This window comes from Flavobacterium nackdongense (assembly GCF_004355225.1).
GTDB classification, from domain to species: Bacteria; Bacteroidota; Bacteroidia; order Flavobacteriales; family Flavobacteriaceae; genus Flavobacterium; species Flavobacterium nackdongense.
Genome location: NZ_CP037933.1, coordinates 1,139,128 through 1,156,467, shown reverse-complemented (window position 1 = coordinate 1,156,467; position 17,340 = coordinate 1,139,128). Strand labels below are relative to the sequence as shown.

At 35.0% G+C, this 17,340-nt stretch carries 15 protein-coding genes; 8 read left to right on the top strand and 7 right to left on the bottom strand.

Translation table 11 applies throughout. The features are described from left to right. Positions 1-18: 18 nt before the first annotated feature. Together xrtK and E1750_RS04565 are read left to right on the top strand one after the other, a co-directional pair. The gene (xrtK, locus tag E1750_RS04570; RefSeq protein ID WP_133275636.1) at positions 19-555 is read left to right on the top strand and encodes an exosortase K; all 537 of its coding nucleotides are present in this window, start codon (positions 19-21) and stop codon (positions 553-555) included. Then, positions 539-3,355, top strand: coding sequence for an MSEP-CTERM sorting domain-containing protein (locus E1750_RS04565; RefSeq protein WP_133275635.1), 2,817 nt, complete (start codon positions 539-541; stop codon positions 3,353-3,355). Before xrtK ends, E1750_RS04565 begins: the two co-directional genes overlap by 17 nt. A 67-nt stretch (positions 3,356-3,422) precedes the next feature. Here the strand turns inward: E1750_RS04565 and rluF are convergent, their stop codons facing one another. Continuing rightward, positions 3,423-4,235, bottom strand: coding sequence for a 23S rRNA pseudouridine(2604) synthase RluF (rluF, locus tag E1750_RS04560; protein ID WP_133275634.1), 813 nt, complete (start codon positions 4,233-4,235; stop codon positions 3,423-3,425). A gap of 123 nt (positions 4,236-4,358) precedes the next feature. Between rluF and E1750_RS04555 the strand changes: the two genes are divergently transcribed. Further along, the gene (locus E1750_RS04555; protein WP_133275633.1) at positions 4,359-4,616 is read left to right on the top strand and encodes a DUF4160 domain-containing protein; all 258 of its coding nucleotides are present in this window, start codon (positions 4,359-4,361) and stop codon (positions 4,614-4,616) included. A gap of 6 nt (positions 4,617-4,622) precedes the next feature. After that, positions 4,623-4,856 carry a DUF2442 domain-containing protein gene (locus E1750_RS04550; protein ID WP_133275632.1) on the top strand — a complete coding sequence of 78 codons (234 nt, stop codon included), beginning with the start codon at positions 4,623-4,625 and terminating at the stop codon, positions 4,854-4,856. A gap of 29 nt (positions 4,857-4,885) precedes the next feature. On the opposite strand, the gene E1750_RS04545 is transcribed toward E1750_RS04550, so the two are convergent. The 3 genes from E1750_RS04545 to E1750_RS04535 all read right to left on the bottom strand — a co-directional run bounded on the left by E1750_RS04545 (position 4,886) and on the right by E1750_RS04535 (position 7,711). Next, positions 4,886-5,734, bottom strand: a complete 849-nt coding sequence (locus E1750_RS04545; RefSeq protein WP_133275631.1) for an alpha/beta hydrolase — start codon at positions 5,732-5,734, stop codon at positions 4,886-4,888. Between the two features lie 92 nt (positions 5,735-5,826). Then, positions 5,827-6,606 carry a zinc ribbon domain-containing protein gene (locus E1750_RS04540; RefSeq protein ID WP_133275630.1) on the bottom strand — a complete coding sequence of 260 codons (780 nt, stop codon included), beginning with the start codon at positions 6,604-6,606 and terminating at the stop codon, positions 5,827-5,829. A gap of 10 nt (positions 6,607-6,616) precedes the next feature. After that, positions 6,617-7,711 carry a Nif3-like dinuclear metal center hexameric protein gene (locus E1750_RS04535; protein ID WP_133275629.1) on the bottom strand — a complete coding sequence of 365 codons (1,095 nt, stop codon included), beginning with the start codon at positions 7,709-7,711 and terminating at the stop codon, positions 6,617-6,619. A gap of 82 nt (positions 7,712-7,793) precedes the next feature. Between E1750_RS04535 and lpxK the strand changes: the two genes are divergently transcribed. From lpxK to E1750_RS04520, 3 genes are all read left to right on the top strand, one after another. After that, complete coding sequence (lpxK, locus tag E1750_RS04530) at positions 7,794-8,825, top strand: tetraacyldisaccharide 4'-kinase (RefSeq protein ID WP_133275628.1); 1,032 nt, start codon at positions 7,794-7,796, stop codon at positions 8,823-8,825. 131 nt (positions 8,826-8,956) lie between these two features. Further along, the gene (locus E1750_RS04525) at positions 8,957-11,365 is read left to right on the top strand and encodes a glycoside hydrolase family 95 protein (protein WP_133275627.1); all 2,409 of its coding nucleotides are present in this window, start codon (positions 8,957-8,959) and stop codon (positions 11,363-11,365) included. 115 nt (positions 11,366-11,480) lie between these two features. Further along, positions 11,481-12,293 (top strand): purine-nucleoside phosphorylase, encoded by an 813-nt coding sequence (locus tag E1750_RS04520; RefSeq protein ID WP_133275626.1) that lies wholly within the window; start codon positions 11,481-11,483, stop codon positions 12,291-12,293. A gap of 6 nt (positions 12,294-12,299) precedes the next feature. Here E1750_RS04520 and E1750_RS04515 read toward each other — a convergent pair whose 3' ends face one another. The 3 genes from E1750_RS04515 to lipA are packed head-to-tail and all read right to left on the bottom strand — an operon-like array spanning position 12,300 to position 16,447. Then, positions 12,300-14,474, bottom strand: a complete 2,175-nt coding sequence (locus E1750_RS04515) for a tetratricopeptide repeat-containing hybrid sensor histidine kinase/response regulator (RefSeq protein ID WP_133275625.1) — start codon at positions 14,472-14,474, stop codon at positions 12,300-12,302. Between the two features lie 51 nt (positions 14,475-14,525). Next, on the bottom strand, positions 14,526-15,518 hold the full coding sequence (gap, locus tag E1750_RS04510) for a type I glyceraldehyde-3-phosphate dehydrogenase (protein ID WP_133275624.1): 993 nt from the start codon (positions 15,516-15,518) through the stop codon (positions 14,526-14,528). Positions 15,519-15,577: 59 nt separating this feature from the next. After that, entirely contained in the window at positions 15,578-16,447 is an 870-nt protein-coding gene (gene lipA, locus E1750_RS04505) for a lipoyl synthase (RefSeq protein WP_133275623.1), read from the bottom strand. 207 nt (positions 16,448-16,654) lie between these two features. On the opposite strand from lipA, the gene E1750_RS04500 reads away from it, so the two are divergent. Next, complete coding sequence (locus E1750_RS04500) at positions 16,655-17,212, top strand: DUF4494 domain-containing protein (protein ID WP_133275622.1); 558 nt, start codon at positions 16,655-16,657, stop codon at positions 17,210-17,212. Positions 17,213-17,340 lie beyond the last annotated feature (128 nt).

Genomic DNA, 17,340 nt, shown 5'->3' with positions numbered 1-17,340 from the left:
ATATCAAAATATATTTATATGATAACAATTAAAAACACATTTTATTATCTGGTCGCAATAGTGATTTTTATCTTATTGAAATTTGGTTATACAATTGCCAACACTAATGATTTATTTTTTTTACTTAATCCAACCGACAAATTGGTTGGATTATTGACAAGTTCGAAATCGGTTTATTTTGCTGATAAAGGGTTTTATTATCAGAACTTTAATGTTATCATCGAAAAATCGTGTTCGGGTTTCAATTTTTTGCTTTTATGCTTCTCTATGATTTGTATTTTGGCTTTAAAGTATATTAGGAATTCTTTATATAAAGCCTTAATAATTCCGGTAGCATTGGTGTCAGCTTACCTAATGACAATTTTTGTGAATGTGTTCAGAATATTTGCTTCCATTGTTTTGCAGCATCAAACAAATCAATTGTTGCCCCAAAACTCTCAATTAGTAGTTCACGAAACTATTGGAATCATAACCAATTTATCCTTTTTACTTCTAGGTTATTACCTATTAGAACGATTTTTTAAAAACAACACTAACTATGAAAAACGTACTTAATCCCAAATGGATTTTTATCATCAACACATTGCCAATTGTTGTGTTATTTTTCCTTTTTGCTGGAGAATTCAATATTATAAAGAGTTTATTAAATGAAGAAAATTTATATTTATGGAAAACTTTTGGCTTGACTTTAGGTATTTTAGAACTCCTAAATTTTGGATACGCTTTGTATCTAACCATTAAAAAACAAAGTGTCTCCGTTTGGTATGGGGTAGCGGCTTTGTTGCTTTATATACCATTCCTTTATTTATATGGTTATCATATTGATGAAATATTTCCTAGTAGTATTCCGCAATGGATGATGTCTGGAAACATAATAGTGTATGTTGGTACATTTTTGATGCCAACACTTGCGTATTCATTATTTGTATTGGTTTATCATTTTACTTCTGACGCTAAAGAACATCAATCGTGGAAGAATTTTTTGATTGCGTTTATTATTCCTGTAGCAGGGTATTTATTTTCTCAAATTATTTTGCCACTTTGGAGACTAAATAGTGGTATTTTTGGAATTCACAGTTTACTAATTCTTATTATAGTTGGTACTCTGGCTTTTCTGTTTTTTATTGTTCGAGCTGTTTATGTACTTGCAATCAAAAAAGCCACCGTTTTGCAGCAATACCAATTTGCGTGGAAAATACCCATTACAATTGTACTTCCATTAATAGGTTTAGCTGTAAATAACGGATTGCTATTCAATAAGTTTGAAACAACTGACTCGGGAATTTTTGGAAACTTTACTAATTATTGGTTTTATATCTTAGCGTTTTTCAATGGTGTTTTTCTTTGTTTGCCAAACCTTGAAAATAAAATGTATAGAGTATTTCTTTTCCTTGGAAGAAGTCTAACATTTGCCTATACCTTCTATTTTTTTCTTGTTTTTCTTCCTTTTTTGCCTATTTCTGTAGTTGCAATAATTGCCATTGGTTCAGGCTTTTTAATGTTAACGCCACTGCTACTTTTTGTGCTACATATCAATGAACTCTCTAAAGATTTTAGTTTTCTGAAAAGTTGTTTTTCTAAAAGAGCTATTTGGGCAACATTTTTTTTGGGTTTTTTAGTACTTCCACTTTTGATAAGTATTTCTTATCTCAAGGATAAAATTGTTTTAGACGAAGCACTAAATTATTTGTATAGCCCCAACTTTTCAAAATCATATGCTATTGATAAAGGCTCTTTGCAAATAACACTCAACACGATCAAAAAACAAAAAGAACGAAACGGAGATTTTATTTTTGGTACTCAAACTCCATATTTGTCGGCCTATTTCAATTGGTTAGTTTTAAATAATCTAACGGTTTCGGATGCAAAAATTAACACTATTGAAAATGTTTTTTTTGGAACAACTTCATTTCAAATAAATCGGGATAGGATTCAAAATGAGAGCGTAAAGATTACAAATATTGCATCGAAGAGTACTTTTGACAAAAAACAGAATGCTTGGAAAAGCTGGATTGATTTAGAAATCACCAATACTAGCGAAAACACTTGGTTTTCAGAATATGCAACAACCATTGATTTGCCTGAAGGCGCTTGGATAAGCGATTACTATTTGTTTGTTGGAAAGAAAAAAGAAATGGGGATTTTGGCAGAGAAAAAATCAGCAATGTGGGTTTTCTCCAATATCAGAAACGAAAACAAAGATCCATGTATTTTATATTATCAATCGGCTAATAAAGTCGCCTTTAGAGTTTTTCCGTTTGCAAAAAATGAAGTTAGAAGAACAGGAATCGAAATTTTACATAAAGAACCGATAACTTTTAAAATTGATAATAAAACTGTAAAACTCGTAAACAATGAAGAAAATATTATTAAAGAGAACAATACAAGCGATGCCGTAATTTATGTGTCATCCAAACAAAAACAGTCATTAAAAAAGGTTCAACGTAAGCCTTATTTTCATTTTTTAGTTGATGTTTCTAAAGCTAAAAGAAAATATTCACCACAATTTATTAATAGAATTGAAGCAGCTTTAATAAGCAATCCGAATTTAGCTCAAAATGCAAAAATATCTTTTGTAAACAGTTATATAAAAACGATTTCATTAAATAAGGATTGGAAGCAAACCTATAAAAATCAAATTTTTGAAGGAGGCTTCTACTTAGACAGAGCAGTAAGAACGGCATTATTCAAAACCTATAAAACACAAAAAGCGACATATCCTGTTTTGATTGTGGTTACAGATAGCCTACAAAAAGCTGTTTTAGACAAAGATTTTTCAGACTTGAAATGTGCGTTTCCAGAGAGCGATTTCTTTTTTGATCTTACCCAAAATGAAGAACTTCAACCACATTCTTTGGTGTCAAATCCAGTTGAGCAAATAAAGGATAGTGCTAAATTAGCTTTTAATCAAAGTGTTTTGGAATATAAAACGGGTAACCAGACTTTTTATTTACCCAATAATAATCAGGCAAGTATTGTTTTAAAAAAGGATATTTTTAAATTGGATACCAATGAAATCAAACCCAAAAATTGGCAATCAGGATTGATGATGCAAGGAAAATGGTATTCTCAATCCTTACATCCTGAAATTTCAGATAACGAATGGCTAAATTTGGTAAAGTATAGTTTTATTTCAAAAGTAATGACGCCCGTTACTTCTTATTTGGTGGTCGAAAACGAAGCTCAAAAAGCAATTTTAAAAAAGAAACAAGAACAAGTTTTAGCGAACAACAAAGCATTAGACCTTGGGGAAGAAGTGCAACGAATGAGTGAACCAAACCTTTTGATTCTTATTTCATTACTTGGAATCGTCCTATGGTATAGTACAAGAGTAAAATTTAGGATGCTAAAATAAGTATGTTTTTTAATAGGAGATAGGTCAAGACAGATATGTTTTGGGCTTTTTATTGAGTGATCATTTTTCAATAATCCCCTCTTTTCTTAAACCTCGGATCATTTCTTTTGATGAATTCTGTTCTGCGTTTTGGAGCTTCCGTTTTAGGTAAGCTTGCTTCTTCGGTTTTGCTGGAAGGTTCAATCAGTTGGTTGAGTTCCTTGATTTCGGCATCGGTTAAATCTCGAAATCTTCCCACAGGAACATCAAGCGAAATGTTGATAATTCTAATGCGTTTCAAAGCCGTAACTTCATAACCCAGATATTCGCACATTCTACGAATTTGGCGGTTTAAACCTTGTGTTAATATGATTTTAAAAGTAGTAGAACTGATTTTTTCTACTTTACATTTTCGGGTAACAGTGTCTAAAATCGGTACGCCATTACTCATTTTTTCGATAAAACGGTCTGTTATCAGTTTGTTGACGGTTACGGTGTATTCTTTTTCGTGATTGTTTCTGGCACGAAGAATTTTGTTAACAATATCGCCATCATTGGTCATAAAAATCAAACCTTCACTGGCTTTATCCAATCGTCCAATAGGGAAAATCCGTGTGGGATAATTGATGTAATCTACAATATTATTACGAACCTCCAAGTTGGTGGTACATTCAATGCCTACAGGTTTGTTGAAAGCCAAATAGATGGGTTTCTCTCTTTTTTCCCGAATTAATTTGCCGTCAATACGCACCTCGTCGTCCGGACCAACTTTGGTTCCCAATTCGGGAACAACGCCATTAATGGTGACACGACCTTCTTCGATGATTTTATCGGCTTCACGACGCGAACAATAGCCCGTTTCTCCTATGAATTTATTGAGGCGTTTTAGATTTTCTTCCATATGGCAAAAATAGGGAATTTAATTTGCGGTTGGGCTAGCCAATTTGAAATTTTGATAAAGACTAAAATTAGAACGAACTTTTTTAAAAGTAAAAAAAATAATGTAAATTTGAAATAAAAATGGATGCCTGAAATTTGCAGATTTTATGGAATAATTATTCAGATGTTTTTTAATGATCATAATCCACCACATTTTCACGTAGTTTATGGTGATTTTAGAGCCGTAATAAATATAAATGATGAAATCGTCGAAGGATTTATGCCGAAAAGAGCATTAAAGTTAGTGTTTGAATGGATGGATTTGCACAAACAGGAATTATTAGAAAATTGGAAATTGGCTCAAAATGGTGAGTTGCCTAATAAAATTGAGCCTTTAAAATAATTTATTATGAGTTTAGTTTGGATTACTAAAGCAAATTATTTGAGGGATTATCAAATTGAGATTGAATTTAACAATAATAAAAAAGGCATTGTTGATTTCAAAGGGCATCTTGATAAAAAGATTTTTCAACCTTTGAAAGAGTTAGATACATTTCGAAGATTTAAACTTAATTCTTGGACATTAGAATGGGAAAACGGTGCTGACTTTTCTCCAGAATTTCTTTTAGAAAACTTAAGTTAATATAGCACCTTCTCGATCTGGAGTGGTTGCTATTCCCTTTCAAACAAAAATTCATACACTTTTTTATACAAATCATCATCGTGCAGTTTGTGTCCCAGCCCTTTGGTTTCGATAAATTCGACATCTTTCCAAGATTTTGCTATTTTTTTTCCTTCTTCAAATAGAACAATTTTGTCTTCTATATCGTGAACAATTAGTCCTTTGACAGCAATTTTTGAAGCAAATTCTTGAGAAGAAATTTGATCCAAATGGGTATTCAAAAATTCAGTATATTTTTTTTCTAACGACTTTTTAACCTTGTTATTTAGGCTAAGTAAGGAGGTAAAATTCTTCAATATAATTTTAAAGTCACTCGGTGCGCCAAGAGTTACTATTTTTTTAATGGTTGGATTTTGATATTTATACTGGTAATACAAACTCGTTTTTCCACCCATTGAATGACCAATGAGATAATGTGGTTGGTATTTTTTGGAAACTATATCAATAAATTCTGCGTACTTTATGATGGTTAATTCTTTTCCGCTAGATAAGCCTTGAGCAGGTCCGTCGATGGCTACTATTGTACAACCTGATTTTTTCAAATGCGGTAACATTTTTTTCCATCTTGAGGAATTGCTTTCCCAACCGTGAATAAGTAACACGACGGTGTCATTGCCTTTCCAAATGTAGGTTTGGATGATGTCATAATTATGAATTATCGTTTCCGATTCTGCAGCCTGCAATGTTTTTGGTAGAGCATCAAGGCTCAATTTTCCTTTCCGTGGTTGACTGAAATAACCGTGAGCCATTTGCGTTGCTTTTTTAGGTGCAACCAGCCCCAAGAAGTTGATATAGCCCCCAATGGATTTAGTTAGCAAAAAGTAGAATGTTTTTTTCATAAATATCAGATTCAAAACGGTAAAAAAAAAGCCCGCAAAGCGGACTAAATATAGTAAAAAAAAGTCCCGATGCAAATCGGGACTTAACTAATTTAGAATTTAGCAAAAAGTTGCTCCATTTTTTCTTTCTCTTCTTGTGCCAAAACACTGTCAACCAATATTCTTCCTGAGTGCTCGTCGGTGATGATTTTTTTTCTTGCAGCAATCTCCACTTGAGTTTGCGGTGGAATGGTGAAAAATGATCCTGCAGATGCACCTCTTTCGATAGAAACAACTGCCAATCCATTGCGAACACTGAAACGGATGCGGTCGTAAGCAGCCAAAAGTCTTGGTTCAATAGAAGCTCTATATTCGGATGATTTGTCAGACAAGAAAGTTTCTTCTTTCTCTGTTTCAGACATAATATCTTCCAATTCCGATTTTTTATGTTTCAAATGGTTCGATTTGAGCTCTAAACGCTCTTTCGATTGTGCGATGATTTCTTTTTTGTGTTCGATTGAAGCTTTCATTTCTTTGATTTGCTTCTCGGCCAATTGAATTTCTAATTCTTGAAATTCTACTTCTTTTGTCAAAGAGTTGAATTCTCTATTGTTACGAACCGTTTCTTGTTGTTTTGTATATCTTTTGATGGCTTCTTTGTGCTCATCAATGGAGTTTTTCTTTACCTTGATAAGGTCTTCAATAGTTTCAAGATCTTTTTTCAATTTCTCTGAACGTGTGCTTAATCCTGCAACTTCATCTTCTAAATCTTCTACTTCAAGAGGCAATTCACCTCTCACGTTTCTAATTTCGTCAATTCGAGAGTCAATCAATTGTAAATCGTAAATTGCTCTTAATTTGTCTTCAACATTCAATTCTTTTGTAGTCGCCATATTCTATTGTCTATAAGTACTTAACTGGATTTGTATTTTCTTCTGATAAAACGATTGCAAAATTAAGGATTTTTTTCCGAAGAAAATCAACAATATAATTTTTTGTATAGCGTTCGCTCTCAAAATGACCAATATCGGCCAAAATTAATTGATTTTCGGCTTCATAAAATTGGTGATATTTCAAATCGGCGGTCAAAAAAGCATCGGCTCCCGCCTGAATAGCATTTTTAATGGCAAAACTTCCAGAACCTCCCAAGACGGCCACTTTTTTTATAGGTTTGCCTAAAAACGCACTATGTCGAATGCCATTTGCTTGCATTTTGTCTTTTACAAAGTGTAGAAAATCATTTTCCTCCATTGGATCTTGCAATTCTCCAATCATTCCCAAGCCAATATTTTGATTTTTGTTCTGCAATTCATAAATTTCATACGCTACTTCTTCGTAAACGTGATTTTTGAATAGGGCTTTCAGAATTTTGTTTTCCAAATGTTTTTCGAAAGTCAGTTCGATTTTAATTTCATCACTTTCCATAAATTCAAAACGTTCTCCAAATTCGGGATTGCTGTGCTCATTACCCATATAAGTGCCAATGCCTTTCGAATTGAAACTACAATTTTCGTAGTTGCCAATGTTTCCTGCACCAACGTCAAACAAGGCGTTTCGGAGTTTGTCGGCATTTTCTGGAATGGTGTATGTCACTAATTTTCGAATAAAATTCGACTTCGGAATAAGGATTTTTGTGTTGGTTAAACCCAAAGCATCACAAAATATTTTGTTCACTCCTTCTTGATGATTGTCCAAAGCGGTGTGAACGGCGTAAATAGCGATGTCGTTTTTAATAGCTTTGATGAGGGAACGTTCTACATAATTCTTGCCAGTAATTTTTTTCAAACCTGAAAATAGAATGGGATGAAAACAAACTACCAAATTGCAGTTTTTGGCAATAGCTTCGTCAATCACACTTTCTAAAGCATCGTGGCAAACCAAAACTCCTGTGGCTTCCGAGTCTTTATTTCCAACCAATAAGCCTACATTATCAAAATCTTCGGCATAGGCAAGTGGCGCCATTTCTTCGAGTACAGAATTTATTTCTTTGATTTTCATTTTCATTTTTATTTCGAAAAACAAAGTTAACGAATTAAAAGTTCAACTTTTTTATAATGATAAAATAGTATACTTTCGTATTATGAATTTAGTTCGAAAAATACTCTTTCCTTTTGCCATTTTATATGGATTCATTACCAGTATTCGGAATTTTCTTTTCGACAAAGGCATTCTTAAATCCTATTCTTTTGATGTTCCCGTAATTGCCGTTGGAAATCTCAGCGTTGGTGGCACTGGAAAAACCCCTCAAATCGAATATTTAATTCGATTGCTTTCGCCAAAATACAAAATAGCCACATTAAGTCGCGGCTATAAAAGGCAGTCCAAAGGCTTCATTTTGGCTGACTCCAGTTCGAATGCTAAAATCCTTGGCGACGAACCTTTTCAGTATTATTCAAAATTCAAAAATATTCAGGTAGCAGTTGATGCAGATAGAAAAAACGGTATTGAACAATTGCTTTCTCCATCAGCTAGACCCGATATTATCTTGCTAGACGATGCTTTTCAGCACCGTAAAGTGAGAGCTGGTTTTTATATTTTGTTGACTTCTTATGGAGATTTGTATTCGGACGATTTTATGTTACCAACAGGAAATTTGCGAGAAAGTAGGAGCGGAGCAAAAAGAGCTAATGTGGTTATTGTTACTAAATGTCCTGCGAATCTTTCGCTTGAAGAACAAAATAAAATTGAAGCTAAATTGCAATTGGATTCCAATCAACAGTTATATTTTTCCTATATCGATTATGACGATTCCGTTTATTCAGAAGATAAATCGATAAAAGTGAGCGAAATCAAGAATGTGGATAAATTACTTTTGGCTGGAATTGCAAAACCAGAACCATTTTTCAAATATTTAGAGAATACAAATGATGAGAAATTAGTTTTTCCTGATCATCATCATTTTACCGAAAATGATTTGTTGGCAATTAGAAACAAAGCACAAAACAAGATTATTATTACTACCGAAAAAGATTATGTACGGTTGAAAGGCAAATTATTGAATAAACAATTGTATTATTTGCCTATTAGAAGTTCCTTTATTTCAGCAAGTGAAAATTTCGATAAGCGTATTATAAATTTTATCGAATCAATGCCAATTAAACCTCAAAATTAAATCCTTTCTGGCTTAGTTTTTCGTAAATAACAGGGTCAAATTGATACAATTGGGCAGCAGGAAATGGTAAGCAGTCTATAATATTTTCATTCAGAGGAATACATATATTTTCATGACAAATTTAATTTTAGATGCAAACAAATCACATACAAAAACTTCTTTTTATACTGTCTTTTTTATTTTTTTATGGCAAAGTTACCGCTCAGTCCGCCCATATTTTATGGTACAAACAACCAGCAAATTTCTTTGAAGAAAGTTTAGTATTAGGCAATGGAAAACAAGGTGCAACCGTTTTTGGAGGGGTCAATTCCGATAAAATTTATTTGAATGACATCACACTTTGGTCGGGAGAACCTGTAAATACGACGATGAACCCCGAGGCATACAAGAATTTGCCAGCTGTTCGTGAAGCATTGAAAAATGAAAATTATAAACTCGCAGAAGAATTGAATAAAAAAATTCAAGGCAAAAACTCCGAGTCGTATTCGCCATTGGGAACATTGGAAATAAACAACCATCACACCGGAAAAGCCAGCAATTATTATAGAGAACTGGATATTTCCAACGCTATTTCAAGAGTGAGTTATGAAATAGATGGCGTAAAATTTACTCGGGAATATTTTGTTTCGGCACCGGATAAAATGATGATTATTCGGCTGTGCAGTAGTCAAAAAGGAGCCTTGAATTTCGATATTAATTCCAGCAGTTTATTGAAATTTGAAACCCAAATCAAAAACAATTTGCTTTCAATGAATGGCGTGGCGCCCATTCACGAAAACGCCGGTTACGAAGTTGTGCCAACTTTTCTTTTGGAAAAAGAACGAGGAACACGATTTACGAGTTTGATAAAAATCAAAAATGTGGATGGAACACTCACAAGTTCTAGTTCTAGTTTGGAATTGAAAAACGGAACCGAAGCTTTAATATATGTTTCAATTGCCACCAGTTTTAATGGTTTCGACAAAAATCCTGCTACCGAGGGATTGAATGACAAATCTATTGCATTAGATAATTTGAACAAAGCCTTTTCAAAATCATTCGATAAATTAAAACAAAACCATATTTCCGATTATCAAAAATTTTACAATCGAGTTACCTTAAATTTAGGAAAAACCACCGCTCCTAATTTGCCAACCGATGAACGTTTGTTGCGTTATTCCGAAGGAATTGAAGACAAGAATCTGGAAGTTTTATATTTCAATTTTGGACGATATTTGCTGATCAGTAGCTCCAGAACTTTGGGTGTTCCGGCCAACTTGCAAGGACTTTGGAATCCGCACCTGCATGCACCTTGGAGCAGTAATTATACGATGAATATCAATTTGGAAGAAAATTATTGGCTAGCCGAAAATACCAATCTTTCTGAAATGCACTTACCACTTTTGAGTTTCATCAAAAACCTTTCGGTAACCGGAAAAGTCACTGCTAAGACTTTTTACGGAGTTGATGAAGGTTGGGCTGCTGCTCATAATTCGGATATTTGGGCGATGACCAATCCTGTTGGGCAATTTGGAAAAGAAGAACCGATGTGGGCGTGTTGGAATATGGCTGGAGCCTGGTTGAGTACCCATATTTGGGAACATTATGTATTTACCCAAGATAAAAATTATCTTAAAAATGAGGGGTACGAAATGATGAAAGGCGCTTCTCAATTTTGCTTGAAATGGTTGGTTGAAGATAAAAATGGCATTTTAATCACCTCGCCATCGACCTCGCCGGAAAATCAATACCTAACTCCCGATGGTTTTGTAGGAGCAACGCTGTATGGCGGAACAGCCGATTTGGCAATGATTAGAGAATGTTTCGACAAAACTATCAAAGCTTCTAAAGAGTTGAATGTGGATTCCGAATTTAGAGTAAAACTCGAAACGGCACTATCCAAATTACATCCGTACCAAATTGGAAAAAAGGGAAATTTGCAAGAATGGTATTTCGATTGGGAGGATAAAGACCCCAAGCATCGTCATCAATCACAGTTATTCGGTTTGTTTCCCGGAAATCATATTTCGCCATTGAAAACTCCTGAATTGGCCAATGCTTGCCGACAAACTTTGGAAATAAAAGGTGATGAAACCACAGGTTGGTCCAAAGGATGGCGAATCAATCTCTGGGCACGACTTTGGGACGGCAATCGTTCCTATAAAATGTATCGTGAATTGCTTCGTTATGTTGATCCTGACGGGAAGAAAACGGAGAAACCCAGACAAGGAGGAGGGACGTATCCCAACTTATTCGATGCGCATCCGCCGTTTCAAATTGACGGGAATTTTGGTGGAGCCGCTGCCGTTGCTGAAATGTTGGTTCAGTCCAATGAAAATGAAATTCGTTTGCTCCCAGCCTTGCCAGATGCTTGGGAAAGCGGTTCTGTAAGAGGAATTTGTGCCCGAGGTGGATTTGAAATTGCATTGGAATGGAACGACAAAAGTCTAAAAAAAGTGACGATTTTTTCAAAAAATGGAGGCGAAACAACTCTGATTTCTGGAAATAAAAATAAGGCTGTCCGTTTGAAAAAAGGCAAGAAGCTGGAAATTATTTGGTAAAAACTGGAGTGCGTTGGTCATCAATGTTGATAAATTACTTTCTGAATAATCGGCCAAACTTAAACCGTTTTTTGCATCTTTGTACAGTTATAAATTAGAAAATACACTTTGAATTATGTGGGAGCAAGTACAAGAAACCGTTAGTTTTATAAAAGAAAAAACCAATTTCACTCCAGAATATGGTATCATCTTAGGTTCAGGTTTGGGTAGTTTTACAGAGGATATTCAAATAGAACATACTTTACCCTATCACGAAATTCCGAATTTTCCTGTTTCGACGGTTCAGGGACACAAAGGTGCTCTGGTGTTTGGTACAATTGGAACTAAAAAAGTCGTTGCTATGCAAGGCCGTTTTCATTTTTATGAAGGCTATTCCATGAAAGAGGTTACTTTTCCCGTGCGTGTAATGAAATATTTAGGAGTCGAAAAATTAGTGGTTTCGAATGCTTCCGGTGGGGTAAATCCAAATTATGAGGTGGGATCTATTGTCATTTTGAAAGATCAAATCAATATGATGCCGGAACATCCTTTGCGAGGTAAAAATGACGAACGTTTTGGCCCTCGTTTTTTGAATATGAGTGAACCCTTTTCAAATAATATGATTTCTGTTGCCAAAGCGTTGGCTAAAAAACTTAAAATAACGGTTCAAGACGGTATTTATCTTGGGCTTCAGGGGCCAACATTCGAAACGCTAGCCGAATACAAAATGGTCAAAATTCTTGGTGCTGATTGTGTTGGAATGTCTACTGTTCCTGAGGTGATTGTGGCCCGGCATATGGATATGGAATGCTTTGGTCTGTCGGTAATTACCGATATGGGCAATGAGGAAAGTATCGAAACAGTTTCGCACGATGAAGTACTTGAAGCTGCCAAAAAAGCGGAACCTAATGTGAGAATTTTGATTAAGGAATTGATTCTTAAGTATTAGAATTTCTTAAATATATTTCGAAATAACGCCATAAAAATCTTCAGGGACAAATGGTTTGGTAATCACATCGTTCATCCCAAACGACAATAGCATTTCTCTATTTTCATTCAATGAAATGGCCGTTAGTGCAATGATTGGTGTTATGGTGTCGAATTTTCTAATGTGTTGCGTAGCTATCGTACCGTTTATTCCTGGCAAATGAACGTCCATCAAGATCAAATCAAATTTATAGTTTTCACACTTTTTTATTGATTCTTCTCCATTGTCGATTAGTTCACATTCTATTCCTTTATTAGCAAGCATTTTCTTGGTGATCATCTGGTTGATTTTATTATCCTCGACCACTAAAATTTTCTTGTTAATAAAGGTATTTGTATCTATTTCTGAAGTTTTTGAACTGTTTTCTTTCGGTTTTTTTCCTATTTTGAAGGGTATTTCAAATGAAAATGTAGAACCTTCTTTTACTTGACTTTTAAGGCTTATTTCTCCTCCCAATAAGGTCACTAATTTTTTAACAATGGTCAATCCTAAACCTGTTCCCCCATATTTGCGGTTGATATCAATCGAACCTTGCGAAAAACTATCGAATACCGCTTCTAGTTTATCTTCCGGAATACCAATCCCGTTATCCTTAACTTCAAAATAGATTTGCGCCTTTTCCCCAACCAATGATTGCAATTGTACCGTAACCATTACCGCTCCATTTTTGGTAAACTTCAAGGCATTATTGATTAGGTTCAATAAAATTTGAGATAGTTTTGTGGTGTCGCCAATAAGATAATTCGGAATATCGGGATCGATGGTAAAGCTAAATTCATTTTGGTTTTCTACAGCCAATTCCTTAAGTGAACTTTGCATATTCACTAATAATTGCTTGAGGTTGAAGTTGATGTTGTCGATCTGAATTTTGTTGAAATCAATTTTATTTATTTCTAAAATATCGTTGATAAATTTAGTGAGGTAATTGCCCGAAAATTTCAACGATTCTAAATAATGTAATTGCGATTTTTTTGGTTTTTCTTCCAGCAATAAGTGCGTGATTCCATTGATGGCGTTCAAAGGAGTTCGAAGTTCGTGACTTACTGTCGATAAAAATTCTGATCGGGCATTGGATGCTTTTTCTACTTTTTCCTTAGCAATAATCAACTCTTTGTTTTTTTCTTCTAATAATTTATTCGATTGTGTTCGGATGATATTATTCTTGTACAAAGACAAACTTAGTAACGATAAAATCGAAATCAGTGCTATGGCCAGGATGCTGATCAGTTTCGAAAATTTACTGGCTTTTTCTTGTTGCTTGTTTTTTTCAGTAATCTGTTCTAACTCTTTCAAACGTTCCGATTCTTTGAAACTTTCATAGTCATCGACTCCTAATTTTTCGTTGTCGGATATGGCAATACTTTCTTCTAAATTGGTGTGTTGTTTCAAATAAGTGTAGGCGCTATTTTTATCCAACATATTTTCATAGACCGTACTCAAGGCCATCAATATGGTTGATTTTTGTTCCAAATTGGTGTCTTTGGAATTCAATTCCAGGGCTTTTTTGAAATAATTTAAAGCCAAAATATTCCTATTTTGCGCCATTTCAATAGTCCCGATTTGGTATAATGCTTCGGCTTTGCTATCTAAAATCAGCGGATTATCTGGTTTTACAATTATTTCGCCAAAAGTAGCCGAGGCTAATTCGAATTTATTTTTTGATTTGTAAATGATGCCCTTTTGCACGCTCAAAACTTCCGCACTGTCCGGAATCTTTAGGAAATCGAATAATTGTTGCGCTTTTGTAAATGAAATTTCAGCATTGTTGAAACTTCTTTTATGCATATAACACCTACCAAGATAATAGTACGTTAAGGCATAGGTATTTGAGGGAGATAAGGTTTTAAAATAACTGAGGCTATTATTGAATGATTTGATCGCATCGTCATATTTTTTGACCTCATAATACAGTTTTCCCAACTGATAGGTTTCATTCGCGAGTGCTGCCGTATTGTTATTGTCTTTTGAAAAATGTATGGATTTTTGAGTATACAAAAGGGCGTCTTTGTATTTATTGGCTTTAATGGCTGATTTGCGCAAATCGCTGTAATAGCCAATACTATCAATTCTCTCATTGGGCTTTTGCTTTTGAGAAAAGGATATTGTAGTGATTAATAATGCAATTAATGCAAATGATTTCATTAGTTGATATGATTTTCTTATTAAAAGAAAGATAAAGGTATTGAAATATTTTTAATTTGTTAAAATAATTAAATCTATAATTCTTGATGAATAACCAATTTCATTGTCATACCAGCCCACGACTTTTACCATTTTGTCAATTACTGATGTGAGTTGAGCATCAAACAAACAGGAATTTCTATTGCCAATAATATCCACAGAAACAATCGGATCTTCCGTATAGGCCAAGATTCCTTTTAAATTTTTTTCGGAAGCCAATTTAAAAGCGGCATTGATTTCCTCGATGGTCACAGCACGTTTTACATTGAAAGTAATATCGGTCAATGAACCATCAGGCACAGGAACACGAATTCCGCAACCTCCGATTTTACCTTCAAATTCTGGAAAAATCTTGGTCAATGCTTTAGCTGCACCGGTTGTCGTTGGAACGATGGATTGACTTGCTCCACGAGCGCGACGCAAATCTTTGTGCGGTTGGTCGTGTAAACTTTGGTCAGTGGTATAAGAGTGAATGGTGGTGATGTAGGCTTGTTCAATTCCGCACAATTCGTTGATGATTTTGATCATCGGCGCAGCGTTGTTGGTGGTGCAACTGGCGTTCGAAATAATGGTTTCGGTTCCGTCCAGAATTTTTTCGTTGACACCCAAAACCACCGTTTTTATTTCTTCAACTTCGGAAGGAGCGGAGAGAATTACTTTTTTGGCTCCAGCCAATATGTGAGCATTGATTTCGTCGAAAGTGCTGTATTTCCCCGTACTCTCCACCACAACATCAATGTTGGCAGATTTCCAATCGAGGTTCGAAATGCTTTTCTCGTGGAAAAACAAGAAGTGTTTTCCGTCAACGATTATTCCCTTTTCATCAAACGAAACTTCGAAAGGCAAAACCCCGTGGATGCTGTCGTATTTAATCAAATGCGCCATCGTTTTGGTATCGGCGATGTCATTAATCGCGACCACTTCGATGGAGGGATGGTTCAGTAGCAAACGAAATAAATTTCGCCCAATTCTTCCAAAACCGTTTATAGCAATTCTTGTTTTCAAAGTTGTATGGTTAATTGGTTAATCGATTAAACGGTTAAACAATTAACCGATTAAACATTTTAAAGAATATGTTTTTGCGCTTTATAAGAAGAACGAACTAACGGACCACTTTCTACGTGACGGAATCCTAATTCCAGTCCGAAGGCTTCATATTTGGCAAATTGCTCCGGTGTTATGAATTCTTTTACCGGCAAATGTTTTTTGCTTGGCTGTAAGTATTGTCCAATGGTTACAATATCCACATTGGCATTGCGTAAATCGCGCATCGTTTGGAAAACTTCTTCTTCCAATTCGCCAAGACCTAACATAATTCCCGATTTGGTTCTGTTGATTCCTTTTTCTTTCAAGTATTTCAACACTTCCAAGCTTCGGTCGTATTTGGCTTGAATGCGGACTTCACGAGTCAATCTTCGAACGGTTTCCACGTTGTGTGAAACTACTTCTGGATTGGCTTCGACGATTCTGTCGATATTTCTTTCAATACCTTGAAAATCGGGGATTAATGTTTCTAAAGTGGTGTTTGGGTTCATTCTGCGAATGGCTTTTACCGTTTCAATCCAAATTATCGAACCGCCATCTTTCAAATCATCTCTATCCACGCTTGTGATTACGGCGTGTTTGATGTTCATTATTTTGATGGAACGTGCTACTTTTTCCGGCTCATCCCAATCCACAGTTTCTGGTCGTCCGGTTTTTACGCCGCAAAATCCACAAGAACGCGTACAAATATTTCCCAAAATCATAAAAGTTGCTGTTCCTTCGCCCCAGCATTCGCCCATATTCGGGCAACTTCCCGAGGTGCAAATAGTGTTCAGGCTGTATTTGTCAACCAAGCCACGAAGTTCTGTATATTTTTGACCAATAGGGAGTTTCACTCTCAACCATTTTGGCTTTCCCGTAGGTAATGCATTTTCTAAAACAGTTTCCATAAAAAATTTTTTGAAAGGGCAAAGATAAGCAAAGTGATTTTAGATTTCGGATTTTAGATTTTAGATTTTGTTGGAATAAATACTAAGGGATTTATTTTGCTTTTTTTTAAATCTAAAGTTGCCAATATATTGTTTTATAATCTAAAATCCGAAGTCTAAAATCTAAAATCTTTCTTCTATCTTTGGCATCCTTAAAAAAAATAAATTATGAGTGGAATGTGGTACGAATGCAAAGTAAAATACAGAAAAACAGATGATATTGGAGCACAAAAGGTTACAACCGAACCGTATTTGGTAGATGCCTTATCCTATACCGAAGCGGAATCCAGAATCAACGAAGAAATGAAGGCTTACGTTAGTGAAGAATTTAAAATCACGAACATCAAAGTAGCGAATTATGCCGAAATTCATCCTTTCGAAAATGCCGATCGCTGGTTTAAATCCAGAGTTTCATTAATGGCTTATGACGAAGAAAGCGGCAAAGAGCGCAAGACGAATATGTATGTATTGGTCCAAGCCAACGATGTAAAAGAAGCTTACGACAACACTATTGAAGTAATGAAAGGAACAATGGGCGACTATACTATTCCTGCTATTTCTGAATCTCCGATTATGGATGTTTTTCCTTATTTCTCTGGCGATGAAGACGAATTGGAGCAAATGGAAAAGTTTAATGCACTCAAAGCTTCCAAAACTGAAAATAATGCGGTAGAAATGGATGACGCAATGGAATTTGATCCCGAGGTGGTGGCGGAAAGTTATTGATTTTTTATGCTATCGAAATTATGAAGAGGCTTTTTTTAGGCCTCTTTGTATATATTATTGCTGGCGCGAGCGTCACGCTCGTGCCCATTTAGCTTTTGTTGGTGTTCACGAGCTAGAAGCTCGCGCTA

What these genes read in the sequence shown, in the direction of transcription:
- E1750_RS04540 (WP_133275630.1), bottom strand. Translation starts at nt 6,606, where the DNA reads ATGGCGACTACAAAAGAATTGAATGTTGAAGACAAATTAAGAGCAATT.
- E1750_RS04525 (WP_133275627.1), top strand. Translation starts at nt 8,957, where the DNA reads ATGCAAACAAATCACATACAAAAACTTCTTTTTATACTGTCTTTTTTA.
- E1750_RS04545 (WP_133275631.1), bottom strand. Translation starts at nt 5,734, where the DNA reads ATGAAAAAAACATTCTACTTTTTGCTAACTAAATCCATTGGGGGCTAT.
- E1750_RS04515 (WP_133275625.1), bottom strand. Translation starts at nt 14,474, where the DNA reads ATGAAATCATTTGCATTAATTGCATTATTAATCACTACAATATCCTTT.
- E1750_RS04565 (WP_133275635.1), top strand. Translation starts at nt 539, where the DNA reads ATGAAAAACGTACTTAATCCCAAATGGATTTTTATCATCAACACATTG.
- lpxK (WP_133275628.1), top strand. Translation starts at nt 7,794, where the DNA reads ATGAATTTAGTTCGAAAAATACTCTTTCCTTTTGCCATTTTATATGGA.
- E1750_RS04520 (WP_133275626.1), top strand. Translation starts at nt 11,481, where the DNA reads ATGTGGGAGCAAGTACAAGAAACCGTTAGTTTTATAAAAGAAAAAACC.
- E1750_RS04535 (WP_133275629.1), bottom strand. Translation starts at nt 7,711, where the DNA reads ATGAAAATCAAAGAAATAAATTCTGTACTCGAAGAAATGGCGCCACTT.
- E1750_RS04555 (WP_133275633.1), top strand. Translation starts at nt 4,359, where the DNA reads ATGCCTGAAATTTGCAGATTTTATGGAATAATTATTCAGATGTTTTTT.
- rluF (WP_133275634.1), bottom strand. Translation starts at nt 4,235, where the DNA reads ATGGAAGAAAATCTAAAACGCCTCAATAAATTCATAGGAGAAACGGGC.
- xrtK (WP_133275636.1), top strand. Translation starts at nt 19, where the DNA reads ATGATAACAATTAAAAACACATTTTATTATCTGGTCGCAATAGTGATT.
- E1750_RS04500 (WP_133275622.1), top strand. Translation starts at nt 16,655, where the DNA reads ATGAGTGGAATGTGGTACGAATGCAAAGTAAAATACAGAAAAACAGAT.
- lipA (WP_133275623.1), bottom strand. Translation starts at nt 16,447, where the DNA reads ATGGAAACTGTTTTAGAAAATGCATTACCTACGGGAAAGCCAAAATGG.
- E1750_RS04550 (WP_133275632.1), top strand. Translation starts at nt 4,623, where the DNA reads ATGAGTTTAGTTTGGATTACTAAAGCAAATTATTTGAGGGATTATCAA.